Genomic DNA, 13,111 nt, shown 5'->3' on the forward strand with positions numbered 1-13,111 from the left:
CATATGGTTTCTATACTGAGGATGTGTTTAAGGGAGGTGAGCCGTTTGCTGAAGCTAGAGCATATTAGCAAACAATTCGACGATAAAGTGGTTTTGGATGACATCAACGTAGAAATCGGTTCGGGCGAGATCGTGTCGCTGCTCGGTCCGAGCGGCAGCGGGAAGACCACATTACTGAATATTATTTTGGGACTCACCCGGATGGATCAGGGAAAAATCGTGTTCCAAGATCAAGATCTGAGCAACGTGCCAATGAAGAAGCGGGGGTTTAATATCGTTTTTCAGGACTATGCCTTATTCCCTAATCTGAATGCCTACGACAATATCGTATACGGCCTGCGCAACAAGAAGGGGAGCGTGAGTCAGCAGGAGGTACAGGAATATATCGAGTTTCTGGAGCTTCAGCCCCACTTGAACAAGCGGATCGGCGAACTGTCGGGCGGGCAGAAGCAGAGAGTGGCCCTGGCCAGAACGCTGGTTACGAAACCGAAGATCCTGCTGCTCGACGAGCCGCTCAGCGCGTTGGACGGCGTGATCAAGGAGTCGATCAAGCAGCGGATTCAATCGATTGCCAGAGAATTCAAACTGACCACGATCATTGTAACGCATGACCCGGAGGAGGCGCTGACGCTCTCGGACAAAATCCTGATTATCCATCAGGGACAGATTGCCCAATTCGGCACACCCCAGGAGATTGTCCATCATCCGAACAATGACTTTGTGAAGCAGTTTATTATCAAGCAGCTGCACATTAAAAGGCAGAACATCTACAACCTGTTCGGTGAGCAGTATGCATAACGTGAAACCAGAAATGCGGATTATCTTTACCGTCATCCTGTTATTGTTCGCCGTGTTTCTGTTCTTGCCGCTGCTCATTCTGCTCATCCGTTCCTTCGAATCCGATCAGGGGTTTACCCTCGGGCATTATGTATCCATAGGGTCGAGCAGGGAATTCATCACAGCGATTGGCAACAGTGTGAAGATTTCGGGCATCACGGCGGTGATCACAACCGTCCTGGGGTTTATACTCGCGTATTCCATTCATTGCACCAAAATATACCGGCCTGTTAAAGGCCTGCTGAAAACCGTCATCATCATCCCCATGCTGCTCCCGACCATTACATATGGGTTCGCCATTATGTATTCGTTCGGTAATCAGGGATTGATCACTCGGCTTGCCGGGCGCAATTTGTTTGAAATCTACGGATGGAACGGACTGCTCATAGGCTACGTCATTTACACGCTGCCTCCAGTATTCCTACTGATCCATAACGCGTTTAAGTATATTGATAAAAAGTTCATCATCGTCTCCAAGTTAATGGGTGACGGTACGATGAGAAGTTTCCTGAATACGATTTTGCGCCCCCTCGCCGGAGCGCTTGGCGGAGCCTTTGTGCTTTCCTTTATCTTAAGCTTTACGGATTTTGGCATTCCGGCTTCGGTTGGCGGTACCTATCCGGTCGTAGCAACGCAGCTGTATCAGGTGATGCTGGGCTCCATTCCGGACTTCAACCAAGGCGCTGTCATTGCGGTGATGATGCTGATCCCCGCCGTGTTCGGCATCTGGCTGTTGAACTATCTGGAAAAGTGGAATTTCCACTATGACAAGCTGTCGGATATCGAGCTGCCGCGGCAGCGCATTCGGGATATCGCCTTCGGCATAATGTCATCGGTCATCGTGCTGGGCATGCTATCGGTTTTTGTCGTGATGTTCATTGCGCCATGGCTGAGCAGCTATCCCTATGACCTGACGTTTACGCTTAAGCATGTACGGGACGTCTTTCAATCGAGTGATTTGACAGGGGTATACCGCAATTCGCTCTGGGTCGCCTTGCTGACAGCGCTGTTTGGCACCTTGATGGCATACGGATCAGCGCTGCTGAATGTGCGTACGTCGTTAAAAGCCCGATCCACGGTGGATATGGTATCGATGATCACGAATACGGTGCCCGGCATGGTACTGGGGATATCCTACCTGCTCTTCTTTAATGGAAGCAGCCTAAAGGGAACCTTCATCATTATCGTTCTGTGCAATATCGTTCATTTCTTTACGACGCCGTATCTGATGGCCAAGAACTCCCTGTCCAAGATGAATCCATCATGGGAAACCACGGGAGAACTGCTGGGGGACAGCTGGTTCAAGACCGTTTATCGGGTGATCCTGCCAAACTCGGCTTCAACCGTCATAGAGATGTTCAGCTACTATTTCATCAACGCTATGGTGACGATCAGCGGCATTATTTTTCTTGTATCTGCCCAGACGTCGCTCGTAGCCAGCAAAATCAAAGAGCTGCAGCATTTCGCCAAGTTTAATGAGATTTTTGTGCTGTCGATGCTGATCTTCTTCACGAATCTGATCATCAAGCTGGTGTGCGACGCATTGCAGAGGAGAACGGCGCAGCGCTAAAGCCGGCATTACGTTCATGCCCGCTGCGATGCCGGATATGCAGCTGGCAAAAAACATACTTGAACACCGAGCGGAGAGGACGAATCGTATTGGAGAAGCGTATGCGTTCGCCTTTGTCTGAGGGTTTCTACAGTGGATTCATTCCAATCAGAGAAATCTGAAGACAACAGCGATCGGAGGTACGATACGGTATCGCAGCGGACATCAAGCACTGAACCTGTTTTTTAATACCAATACAAATTCAAGGAGTGGAGTTAATCATGATGAAGACGCTTAAGGGAATGCTGCTGTCATTGATCGCAATCAGTATGGTGTTTGCTCTGGCTGCCTGCGGAAGCGGAAGCGCAGGGGAAGCAAAGAAGGTGGTCATCTACACCAACGGGGATGAAGAGGCCGTCGCCGCAATGGAAACATCGTTGAAGAATGCCGGTTACGAAGGGCAGTATCTCGTGCAATCCATGGGTACATCCGAACTTGGCGGGAAACTGATGGCTGAGGGGAACAAAATCGAGGCGGATCTCGTCACGATGAGTTCGTACTTTATCGAAAGCTCGCAGACCAAGCACTCCATGTTTAAGGATTTGGCTTTTGACGCAGGCGCTGTCGGAACTTATCCGAAATACTACACGCCGATTCTGGCGAATACCGGCGCCATCTTCGTGAATACGCAGGTGCTGAAAGACAAAGGTTTGCCGATGCCAACCTCCATCACGGATCTGACCAAGCCGGAATTCAGCGGGCTCGTATCGATTCCGAACATTATGGATTCCTCCACCGGCTGGCTGCTCGTCCAGGCGATCATCACGCAATACGGCGAAAATGCGGGACGCCAAGTGCTCCATGATCTGATTGCCAATGTGGGACCGCATTTGGAGAGCTCGGGCTCGGGTCCGATCAAAAAAGTACAGGCTGGAGAAGTGGCTGCGGGCTTCGGACTCCGCCATCAGGCGGTAGCGGCCAAAGCTGACGGTGCACCGATTGATTACGTGGATCCGGTCGAAGGAAACTTCTCGCTCACCGAGTCGGTTGCGGTGGTGGACAAGAAGAATGCAACGACGGATTTAGCGATGAAAATGGCCGAGACCATCGTGAAGGATGCCAGAAAAGACCTGATCGTGAACTATCCGGTGGCCCTGTACGAAGGCGAGACCGTGGATGAAGTCAACAAACCTGCGTACTCGATGACCTTTGAGAAGCCGCTGACCGTAGAGCTGCTGGAAGAGCATCAGCAATTCTTCAACGGATCCAAAGAATAAGCCAGCATAGGAGCGATGTGAAATGAATACCTACAAGCTTTTGACACCAGGACCTTTGACGACAACCAAGACGGTGAAAGAGGAGATGCTCTTTGACCGATGTACATGGGATGATGAATATAAATCGATTACGCAAAAGATCAGATCACAGCTCCTGGCACTCGCCGGGGCGGATCAAGAGCGGTACACCGCCGTGTTGATGCAGGGAAGCGGCACCTTTGCCGTCGAAGCCGTCATGACGTCAACCATCTCAAAAGATGATAAAGTGCTGATCGTAACAAACGGCGCATATGGTGAGCGGATCGTGAAAATGGCGGAGTATATCGGACTGAATTATGTGGAGTACAGAGTGAATTATGACGAACATCCAAGCGAGGATGAACTTCGAGCCATACTGCACAAGGACGTGAGTATTACGCATATCGCGATGGTACATTGCGAGACGACAACCGGGATTCTGAATCCGCTGGAGATGGTTTCGTCGTTGTCCAGAGAATACGGCAAAACCCTCATCATCGATGCGATGAGCAGTTTTGGCGGCATGGAAATCGATGTTCAGGGACTTGGCGTCGACTACCTGATCAGCAGTGCGAATAAATGCATCCAGGGCGTTCCGGGGTTTGGCTTCGTGATCGCCAAGCTGGAGAAGCTTGCAGCCTGCGAAGGGATTGCGCGCAGCCTGTCGCTCGACCTGTATGACCAATGGAAGGGCATGGACAAGGACGGCAAATGGCGTTATACTTCGCCGACCCATGTTGTGGCCGCCTTCTCCAAAGCGTTGGATGAGCTGAACGAAGAAGGCGGTGTATCGGCGAGATTCAGTCGTTACCGGAATAACAATCGCCTGCTGCGGGAGAGATTGGCGCAAATCGGTATCCAGGCTTACATTACCGATGACAAGCAATCCCCGATCATCACCACGTTCTTATGCCCGAGTGAAGGGTTTAGCTTCGAGCATTTTTACGCTTACATTAAAGAAAGAGGCTATGTGATCTACCCGGGCAAGCTGACCGACGTGGATACCTTCCGCATTGGGAATATCGGAGAAATTTATGAGCGGGATATCGAACAGTTATGTCATATTATTGAAGAATATATGGGGGTGACGGCACAATGAGCCGAATCGAAGGCGTTATATTGGACTGGGCCGGAACGGCTGTGGATTTTGGATGCTTTGCACCGGTGAACGTGTTTGTCGATATTTTTAAGAATGCGGGCATTGAAGTGACGATGGATGAGGCGAGAGCGCCGATGGGGATGCTGAAGATCGATCATATTCGTGCCATGCTGTCCATGCCAAGAGTGTCGGCGTTGTGGGAAGCGAAGTACGGAAGAGCTTTCGATGAGCAGGACGTAGAGCGGTTGTATGCGGAATTCGAGCCGGCCTTGATGGCATCCTTATCCGAGTACACGGACCCGATCCCGGGTGTCATCGAAACGGTTGAAGTTTTGAAGAGTCAAGGCTTGAAGATCGGTTCCACGACGGGCTATACAAGCAGCATGATGGAAGTCGTGGTCGCCAATGCCCGGCAAAAGGGCTACAGCCCGGATGTCTATTTCACGCCGGATGACACGAATTCCCAAGGAAGACCTTATCCTTACATGATTTATCGGAATATGGAGTCTCTCCGGTTATCGGCATCCTGGAAAGTCGTTAAGGTAGGGGATACCGTCTCGGACGTGAAAGAAGGCGTGAACGCAGGCGTATGGTCGGTTGGCGTTATCATCGGCAGTTCGGAAATGGGCTTGAGTGCAGAAGAGTTCCATGCCCTGTCAGAATCGGACCGGGAAGCCGCGATTTTGAAAACCGAACAGACGTTTATCCGTAGCGGTGCGGATTTTACGCTTCGGACGATGAACGAGCTGACGGAATTAATCGAGAGAATTAACGGTATGCTGGCTGAGGGGAAAAGACCGGGCATTCAGTGCTAGGAAGCCATTGAGGCCTATCGATATGCCGGTAAAGTATTGCGGGAACATATAACCCGAGAGCTGAAGGAAAGGGGATGGTGCTATAGGTTACCCCTCACCTGCTAAAAAAGAGCAGTCCACATGGACTGCTCAGACTGTCGGGAAAAAAGAACTCAACAGCCATCGTATGCGTGTGAAACGAAACGAATGGTGAATCGCCCCAGTAATGATAGAAGAACCAAGTATACGATCCCATACTTGGTTCTTTGTGATATCAACGTATACCCACCTCGTAATTCACTTTATTATTCCGACTGCAAAAACTCCAGCACAGTACTCAGGAACTCGGATTGATATTCCACATTCGTTAAGTGTACGGATGGGAACAAGACGAACGTGGAATTCGGCACCGTTTTAGCGATCAATTCACCGTGGCTCGGAAGCGTCACGGTATCATACTGCCCGCTAATGACGAGTGTTGGGCTGCTGATCAGGGAAGCCGTCCGGCGCATATCCATATCACGGATAGCAGCCCAGCTTCCTGCGATTCCATGTGGGCGGGTCGTCAGCACCATCTCCCGAAAAGAAGCAACGATCGCGTTTTCTGACTCCACCATATGTGAAGGAAACCAGTTCTTAATGAATGTATCGGCAAACTCTGGAAGGTTCTCAGGTTGCAGCACAGATGTGATTAAACCTTGCCATTGCTCAGCCGGTCCCAGATAAGAGGACGTATTGCTTAGGACGAGCCGGTCGATCCGCTCAGGAGCGTGGATCGCAAGCCATTGTGCGACCGCACCGCCTAACGATAGCCCAAGGAAATGCACGCGGTCAATGTGAAGCGAGTCAAGCAGTTCAATGACATCCCGTCCCAGTCGGTCGAACGAATAGGGAGCCTCAGGTGTATCCGATTCGCCATGTCCCCGATAGTCGTAGCGAAGCACGAGGAAATGCTCCGAAAGATCAGCTATTTGGCCGTCCCACATGTGCATTGAGGTTGCAATTGAGTTCGCCAGCATCAGTACCGGTTTACCGGTTGGACCATCCATTCGATAAGCAATTCTAACTCCATCAATGGTCGTGAAAAAGTTTAACCCATTTATCATTGTGCTCTCATGTAATTTCGTAGTCATATTCTCCATCTCCCTTGTCGGTTTATAATGAAATTATATTTGAATTATTTTACAATCGAAATGGAGTTATAAAGGAATTTGGGGTCAAAAAACTTAATAATTACGTTGCTTACGCCATTAACTTTAAAAAATGAGGTGCATGGATTATGGATCACATAGACAATAAAATCTTATCGATCCTTCACGAAAATGCTCGAATTACGATCTCCGAGATGAGCCGATTAATCGTGATGTCCCAGCCGGCCGTGACAGAACGGCTTCGAAAACTGGAGGAGCAGGGAGTTATAACGGGGTATCGTGCAGTGCTTGCCCCATCGAAACTCGGCAAGTATACCACTGCGTTCGTACTGTTTAAATCGAATAACTGCGGGGAGTTCGAGGCATACGCAGAGTCGGCTCCGGAGATCGTCGATTTCTACAGGACGAGTGGGGAGTACAATTATTTATTGAAGGTCGTCACCGCGACGAGTGAAAGCTTGGAAACCTTCCTTGAAACGTGCAACACGTTTGGCCATTCATCGACGCTTGTCGTTCTGTCCACACGATTTGAGGATAAAAGTCTGGTCTCAAGCCAGGATGCATCGAACACCATTCCACGCATTAATCCGCCGGGTATTTGAGCTGCATCGTTGGAGCAGCAAGATCTCTAGTAATAGAGCAAGAATTACCAAGTAAATGATATTTTTCCGGCACTGCTTGTACACTATCACCTAACACAATTCCGCTAAAAAAGAGCAGTCCACATGGACTGCTCTTTTCCTCTTATTGCACATACGCACCAATAAACTCCGTCACTTCGCGGTCATACCCCTCGGGATCGAACTGGCGCGCCATGCCGTGACCTGCTTCGGGGACGATGAACAGCTTCTTTTGCTCCGGACCATTCTCGTACAGCTCATACACCATCTCGGTAGGTACGAACAAATCGCCGCCGCCGTGAATGAACAGTGTCGGTGTTTTGGATTTCTTCACCTGCTCGAGTGCGGATGCTTCGCCGAAGGAGTATCCGGCGCGGATCTTGGTCAACAGGCTCGTGGATTGAACCAGCGGGAAGGACGGCAGCTTATACATGCGCTTCAGCTGATATTTCAGTTCATCCGTGACCGAGGTATATCCGCAGTCCTCAACAATGGCTTTTACTTGGGGAGGAAGCTCTTCGCCGCTGGTCATCATGACCGTTGCACCGCCCATGGATACTCCATGAAGGACAACTTGCGTGCTTTCACCCGTATGCTCGATGACTTGATCGATCCATTTCAGATAATCCTTGCGCTCCGGCCAGCCGAAGCCGATGTAATCACCTTCGCTTCGTCCATGACCTCGCGCGTCGGGCAGAAGCACGTTGTAACCCAGGTCCTTATGGTACATTTGGGCGAATCCGCTCATCTGCTCCGAATGCCCGGAGTAGCCATGAGCAATGATGACGGTTTTATCCGTCGATACCTCGGCAGGTAAATAGTAAGCATGCAGCTTCAGACCGTCGTCTGAAGTAAGGTTCCATTCCTCGAAGCTCTGCTGGGTCCACCAATCCTTGCTGTCCGCAAAGGGATTGTCGATATTCGAATTGGCTTCCAGGTCCGGGTTGCCGTTTAGAAAGCCCTTGTCGGCACGGGCAATAGCGACATTATAGAAGTAGAAGCTTGCTCCGACAATAATGAGAACTAGAAATGCGATGATAGCTGCTGACATGATCATAATCCTTTTTTTCATGTTGATGGTTATCCTCCCTGTGTATCCATGGGACAAGCACGATGAATGTGATAAGGAAGGCATAGCTGATACGATATCGTTCCTTCCACCTATCATATCGCACGTCCCCTGATTAATCTATATCGCGGATCACGTTCGTTTCATGGGTGTTACATCAATTGTATCGGTTGGGGTAGCCTAAAGATAAAGAGCTGCAGCAGGAGGCGAGGGAGAATATGAACAAACGCTTCATCAGCCTAATTCTTGCCGTCGTTATGGTTATGGGTTTAACGCTGCCGTCCTATGCCGAGGAGACCTATTCTTCACCGAAGAAGGATAGTGCGCAGCTGCAATATCAGGATATGCTGATGCTATTTCTGCTTCCTCATATCGATGAGGCGGTTCGCGGGCATTATATCCACACGTTGAAGGAGCAGCCGCTTGTTTATCCATACTTTGTGGATGTGACCGAAGTGAAGAGGGTTAATGGATTCCGCGGTTTTCATTTCATCATCACGCTTGAGGCCAATCCATCGGTTGGTCCCCATATTTCGGTTGGAAAGGATCGGCTTGTGTTTGAAGTGGCTCCGACGATTCCCGGCGGTATGGTCAAGCTGGTGGAATACAAACATTTGAAGACGTATGAACTACCTCCGCATTGGCAAAATATCGTGAAGTAACGGCGGCGAAATTGATCCAATGACAAAAAACAAGCAAACGCAATTCGCGCGTTTGCTTGTTTGGCATGGAGATCATGGTGCGTTTATCGGGTCTCACACCCTCAAGCATTGAAGCAGCAGGTAGTGTACCTGCAATGCTTACCAGCTCTCGTAAACCGGCCGATCCGGTCCCGGTTCGGCCTGGATCCAGCCGATGGCGAGCAGAACGATGATGGCGATGAAGGCAGCCGGCAGTACCCATTTCCAGGCATATGCGAGCATTCGCACAGCAGGGGACATTAGGGCTAGAATGAGCCCGATCAGCACCACGCTGAATAGGTGTATTCCTGGCGGCAGCATAAGGAACACAATATGAAAGACCGAAGTGAACATCAGAACAGGGATCAGGGACGTTCCCAGTACGACAGCCGGATGGTTTAAGGATTCGATCGGGTCCCGGGTAAATGCCGCCCATGTCAGGGCTGCGTAATGGACCAGCAGCGGAATCGCAAATAAATAGCTTGCGCCCGGCAGGAACCCGGTTGAGCCGACAAGCAGCAGCAGGAACAGGAATGAGCCTCCCAGCAGCATCTCCAATTCATTCACTTTCCGCACGATCCAGCGGGTGAGCGCAACATGAACGATGAAGGTTACCAGGATGAAGCTGACACTGTACAGAAGCGAATCATAGGTTGCCCCTGTGGGCTGCGTCATTTTGCCGGCCCACAACGTATCAACCAGCGACCACAGGCCAAAGCTTAGCGCTGCCGAGAGCACGATGGCTGCAATCGGGGTTAGCAGGCCTAGCAAACTTCCCTTGAGGGAGAGTCTGGAGATACGGGCAAACAGTACCGCGAAAGCCATCCATATCGCCGCGAACACCACGGTGATCGGGATCGCCCATTTTGCAGGGTAATGAACCAGCAGGCCAAATAGATTGAAATAAATACGGTCGTCTGTTGAAGCCAGGTCAGTCAAATCAAGGTTGCCAAAATGCTTTGCCACGGCCAGCGCATTCTCGCCTTGATGCTGCATGGTTTCAAGGGAGACGTTCTCCGTGTTGTCCATCGGGGTATGATAAGCGACCCACCCATCGCCATAGGCAAAGTTTAGTCCCGGGAGACCATGCTCAAGCGCCACCGTCAAATCGGTATCGTTCGGCAGTTGTTTGTAGAGGTCCACCAAGAGCGAGTTGCTGACAGGATTGGATACGGCTTGTGCGTATTCTTCAATGATCCGACTATTGCTGTCGCTGGTCTGAAACATGAAGGAGGAACCCTTCGATCCCCGGGCTTCAAAATTCGCAATCATGCCAACCTCAAGGTGCTGCGGGTCACGGAAGAACACTTCCGCCCCCAGCAGACCCCTCTCTTCCCCATCTGTCAGCAGAATCCATATGTCATTCTGCGGCGGAGGTCCGGCTTGGATCGCTCTTGCCGTCTCCAGCAACGAAGCTACGCTTACCGAAGCATCATTGGCCCCGGGTCCGGTAGGGACCGAGTCATAATGGGACATAAGCAGGAGCGGTTTGCCCGATCCGGTGCCCTTAATGACGCCCAGAATGTTCGTAAGCTGAATGTCGGCGTCGATGTACTTGGTTGTCAGTCGGCCATTGAATTCTTGGACGTCCGGGTTCAATCCGAGCTGCTTCATCTGTTCCACCAAGTAAGCTCTGACTTCCGCATTGGCAGGCGAACCCATCGGATGGGGCTCTTGTGCGATGCGCTCGACATGTGCCATCGCGCGTTCGGCAGAGAACTCGGTTGCGGGCGCATCGATATTTCTGGCTTCTGGCGGCTTCTCGAACCACAGCATGAGAGAGATAACGAGTATGACGGTGAGGATGGTTGTAAGCGGCAGCCAATAAGGAGGTCTGTAATCCGGCGGTCTACTCAATTGAATTTGCATGGTAAGTACTCACTTCCTTTTTATGATCATTCAGGCGTTTCGTAAAGCGATCTTTCATCGTATGTAAGAAATCGGCTCTTACACAGCGTAGTTCCAGAATATGACATGTGTCAATATAAGATTGAGAATGATCAGCATTCCATGCATAACACAAAGCAAGAGCCTCCATTAGAATGGAAGCTCTTTTGATTTATATTCAATATTCATTTTTTCATACCATGCGTTCAGACCGGTCCAGAGCTGCTCGCAAAGCTCATACACATGATCGATCTGGAGAAGCTGACCCCGCATCACCAATTGTGCCAGCTCATCGTATCCCGAAGGCCTGGATTTCAGGGACAGTGATTCCTCCAATGTCTTGGCTCTTGTATTGTAAAACGTTCGGTTGGCAAGTCCAATCAGCTTCGCCGTCTGCCAGGTCAGGTCCTTGGCTCCAAGCGGGAGGTAGCCTAAGTTACCGGATTGGACGTTGTTTCGTATTTTGCCCATCGTTTCGTAGGGTTCCCAGATCATGAATTCCCGCATCGTTTCTTTGATGGCTTCGTCTGAAACCTGGAGGGGCAGCTTCCGAATTTCAGCAAGCAGGTTCGCCGGATCGTAAATTTCCTGTAGATGGACATAAGCGCCCGCTGTAATCGCCCAGGAGTCGTCCACTGACGCCGCATCCTTGAGTATATCCTGTTTTTGTTCCATGCCGATTTCGATTTTGAAAGGGGGGTATATGAATTCGTGTCCGGGCAGGGAGACGCCGTCCTGTGTAACAACCCGAAGTTCAATGTCCGAGTAAGGACCATCAATCTTTTGTGCAATCGAACCGTACAAGCCAATGGCCAAAATGCTATCGCCGTGCAACTGAAGCAGTCGGTCTTTGATTTGATGAATGATGTTCATTTTCTCTTCTCTAGTCGTAGCAGCAGGATAAGGCAGCATAAGGAAATCCCCTCCGAAGAAAGTTAGTTATCTATATTATAGTATAAATAGAACGGTTGTATTAGGGGGTGACGGGTTTTTGAAGTTTAGGAGAGTTCTAGCCTGGTTCGTCTTGGTGATAGTGATTGGTTGTTCTGGTTTGAGCAAGATAGCTGTGCCTGAGGAACTGCTCGCGGAGGGGGAAGATGAATTACGAATTCATTATTTCTATGAAGATGCCCATGCCGCGAATGAGCTGGATGAGCAAGCTCGGATTAGGCCGAAACTGTAGGACTAACCAGATTTCCGGTGGTTGTATTGGTGAATGATAAAGAAATCGTCTTGAAAACGGATGACTTGAATGAAGTTGTAGACTTCCTAAAGAAGAACAGGTAGACATCGTAAAATCCTTATCCCCTCATTCCATCTTATGGTAATATATCCTTGCGGAGGTGGGGAAGTAGCCATCATACCAGCTCCCGCAATAAATAGCTGAGGTGAGTAGAGATGAGTAGAGATGAGCAGAGTCAAGGCAAGACCAAGCAGGAACTGGACCGGGTTGTATTCATTGGCCGCACGTTTGAAGAATACACGCATATGTTTGATTTGGAAATGTCGGACCTAGCCGGCAAAAGCGTATTGGATTGCCCTTCCGGTGCGTGTTCGTTCACCGCTCACGGTGCGAAGCGTGGTCTCGATATAACGGCCAGTGATATTGCCTATGATCATAAGCCGGACGACCTGGAGGCCAAGGGACTGCAGGATATCAGGCATGCGATGGAAACGATGGAGCAGGCGAAGAGCAATTATGTCTGGGACTATTATGGAGATGTGGAGGGGCTTCGTCGGCATCGCGAGCAAGCGCTTCGTGACTGCGTTCAGGATATGAGGGAGTTTCCGGATCGCTATGTCGCTGCGGTACTGCCGGAGCTGCCTTTTAATAACGAACAGTTTCACCTGGTGCTGTCCGCCCATTTTCTGTTTATGTACAGTGACCGATTGGATTATGATTTTCATGTCCAGACGATTCGGGAACTGCTGCGAGTAGCCTCGGAAGAGGTGCGCATCTTCCCGTTGACCGATTTGTCGGGGAGTCGCTACGCTCATTTGGAGCGCCTGATTCATGAGCTGGAGGCAGACGGTTTTCGGGTGGAGGAAGTTAAAGTGCCTTATGAGTTTATGAAGAACGGCAATTCGCTGCTAAGCATTCGTAAGTTCTAGAAGAATGAAGGTAAGATG

The 13,111-nt window shown here is 50.2% G+C and carries 13 protein-coding genes; 9 read left to right on the forward strand and 4 right to left on the reverse strand.

All coding sequences use genetic code 11. The features are described from left to right. Nucleotides 1-45: 45 nt before the first annotated feature. From AC0VZ8_RS01380 to phnX, 5 genes are all read left to right on the forward strand, one after another. Nucleotides 46-798, forward strand: a complete 753-nt coding sequence (locus AC0VZ8_RS01380; RefSeq protein WP_220686943.1) for an ABC transporter ATP-binding protein — start codon at nucleotides 46-48, stop codon at nucleotides 796-798. Continuing rightward, complete coding sequence (locus tag AC0VZ8_RS01385) at nucleotides 791-2,407, forward strand: ABC transporter permease subunit (RefSeq protein WP_475485802.1); 1,617 nt, start codon at nucleotides 791-793, stop codon at nucleotides 2,405-2,407. The genes AC0VZ8_RS01380 and AC0VZ8_RS01385 overlap by 8 nt, the downstream gene beginning before the upstream one ends. A gap of 260 nt (nucleotides 2,408-2,667) precedes the next feature. Then, nucleotides 2,668-3,663: an extracellular solute-binding protein gene (locus tag AC0VZ8_RS01390; RefSeq protein ID WP_475485803.1), complete on the forward strand. Its 996-nt coding sequence runs from the start codon at nucleotides 2,668-2,670 to the stop codon at nucleotides 3,661-3,663. 22 nt (nucleotides 3,664-3,685) lie between these two features. Continuing rightward, nucleotides 3,686-4,780, forward strand: a complete 1,095-nt coding sequence (gene phnW / locus AC0VZ8_RS01395; RefSeq protein WP_475485804.1) for a 2-aminoethylphosphonate--pyruvate transaminase — start codon at nucleotides 3,686-3,688, stop codon at nucleotides 4,778-4,780. Beyond that, on the forward strand, nucleotides 4,777-5,595 hold the full coding sequence (gene phnX / locus AC0VZ8_RS01400) for a phosphonoacetaldehyde hydrolase (RefSeq protein ID WP_475485805.1): 819 nt from the start codon (nucleotides 4,777-4,779) through the stop codon (nucleotides 5,593-5,595). Before phnW ends, phnX begins: the two co-directional genes overlap by 4 nt. 284 nt (nucleotides 5,596-5,879) lie before the next feature. On the opposite strand, the gene AC0VZ8_RS01405 is transcribed toward phnX, so the two are convergent. Next, nucleotides 5,880-6,707, reverse strand: a complete 828-nt coding sequence (locus AC0VZ8_RS01405) for an alpha/beta fold hydrolase (RefSeq protein ID WP_475485806.1) — start codon at nucleotides 6,705-6,707, stop codon at nucleotides 5,880-5,882. A gap of 146 nt (nucleotides 6,708-6,853) precedes the next feature. Here AC0VZ8_RS01405 and AC0VZ8_RS01410 point away from each other — a divergent pair, with 146 nt between their 5' ends. Continuing rightward, complete coding sequence (locus AC0VZ8_RS01410; RefSeq protein WP_071219542.1) at nucleotides 6,854-7,327, forward strand: Lrp/AsnC family transcriptional regulator; 474 nt, start codon at nucleotides 6,854-6,856, stop codon at nucleotides 7,325-7,327. Between the two features lie 142 nt (nucleotides 7,328-7,469). Here AC0VZ8_RS01410 and AC0VZ8_RS01415 read toward each other — a convergent pair whose 3' ends face one another. Further along, the gene (locus tag AC0VZ8_RS01415) at nucleotides 7,470-8,417 is read right to left on the reverse strand and encodes an alpha/beta hydrolase (RefSeq protein ID WP_475485807.1); all 948 of its coding nucleotides are present in this window, start codon (nucleotides 8,415-8,417) and stop codon (nucleotides 7,470-7,472) included. A 215-nt stretch (nucleotides 8,418-8,632) separates the two neighbouring features. Between AC0VZ8_RS01415 and AC0VZ8_RS01420 the strand changes: the two genes are divergently transcribed. Next, a complete protein-coding gene (locus AC0VZ8_RS01420; protein ID WP_475485808.1) occupies nucleotides 8,633-9,076 on the forward strand; it encodes a DUF3888 domain-containing protein in 444 nt (147 codons plus the stop codon). A 138-nt stretch (nucleotides 9,077-9,214) separates the two neighbouring features. On the opposite strand, the gene AC0VZ8_RS01425 is transcribed toward AC0VZ8_RS01420, so the two are convergent. Both AC0VZ8_RS01425 and AC0VZ8_RS01430 read right to left on the reverse strand, forming a co-directional pair. Further along, nucleotides 9,215-10,963, reverse strand: coding sequence for a M28 family peptidase (locus AC0VZ8_RS01425; protein WP_260068563.1), 1,749 nt, complete (start codon nucleotides 10,961-10,963; stop codon nucleotides 9,215-9,217). A 168-nt stretch (nucleotides 10,964-11,131) separates the two neighbouring features. Beyond that, entirely contained in the window at nucleotides 11,132-11,893 is a 762-nt protein-coding gene (locus tag AC0VZ8_RS01430) for a kanamycin nucleotidyltransferase C-terminal domain-containing protein (protein WP_260068564.1), read from the reverse strand. Nucleotides 11,894-12,032: 139 nt separating this feature from the next. Between AC0VZ8_RS01430 and AC0VZ8_RS01435 the strand changes: the two genes are divergently transcribed. Continuing rightward, complete coding sequence (locus tag AC0VZ8_RS01435; protein WP_260068565.1) at nucleotides 12,033-12,164, forward strand: hypothetical protein; 132 nt, start codon at nucleotides 12,033-12,035, stop codon at nucleotides 12,162-12,164. A gap of 215 nt (nucleotides 12,165-12,379) precedes the next feature. After that, entirely contained in the window at nucleotides 12,380-13,093 is a 714-nt protein-coding gene (locus AC0VZ8_RS01440) for an SAM-dependent methyltransferase (protein ID WP_475485809.1), read from the forward strand. Nucleotides 13,094-13,111: the final 18 nt, after the last annotated feature.

The sequence above is a fragment of the Paenibacillus sp. QJM3NY_38 genome, assembly GCF_056173265.1.

Coding starts and splice junctions, on each gene's coding strand:
- AC0VZ8_RS01430 (WP_260068564.1), bottom strand. CDS start 11,893: ATGCTGCCTTATCCTGCTGCTACGACTAGAGAAGAGAAAATGAACATC.
- AC0VZ8_RS01425 (WP_260068563.1), bottom strand. CDS start 10,963: ATGCAAATTCAATTGAGTAGACCGCCGGATTACAGACCTCCTTATTGG.
- phnX (WP_475485805.1), top strand. CDS start 4,777: ATGAGCCGAATCGAAGGCGTTATATTGGACTGGGCCGGAACGGCTGTG.
- AC0VZ8_RS01385 (WP_475485802.1), top strand. CDS start 791: ATGCATAACGTGAAACCAGAAATGCGGATTATCTTTACCGTCATCCTG.
- AC0VZ8_RS01405 (WP_475485806.1), bottom strand. CDS start 6,707: ATGACTACGAAATTACATGAGAGCACAATGATAAATGGGTTAAACTTT.
- AC0VZ8_RS01390 (WP_475485803.1), top strand. CDS start 2,668: ATGATGAAGACGCTTAAGGGAATGCTGCTGTCATTGATCGCAATCAGT.
- phnW (WP_475485804.1), top strand. CDS start 3,686: ATGAATACCTACAAGCTTTTGACACCAGGACCTTTGACGACAACCAAG.
- AC0VZ8_RS01420 (WP_475485808.1), top strand. CDS start 8,633: ATGAACAAACGCTTCATCAGCCTAATTCTTGCCGTCGTTATGGTTATG.
- AC0VZ8_RS01440 (WP_475485809.1), top strand. CDS start 12,380: ATGAGTAGAGATGAGCAGAGTCAAGGCAAGACCAAGCAGGAACTGGAC.
- AC0VZ8_RS01410 (WP_071219542.1), top strand. CDS start 6,854: ATGGATCACATAGACAATAAAATCTTATCGATCCTTCACGAAAATGCT.
- AC0VZ8_RS01415 (WP_475485807.1), bottom strand. CDS start 8,417: ATGAAAAAAAGGATTATGATCATGTCAGCAGCTATCATCGCATTTCTA.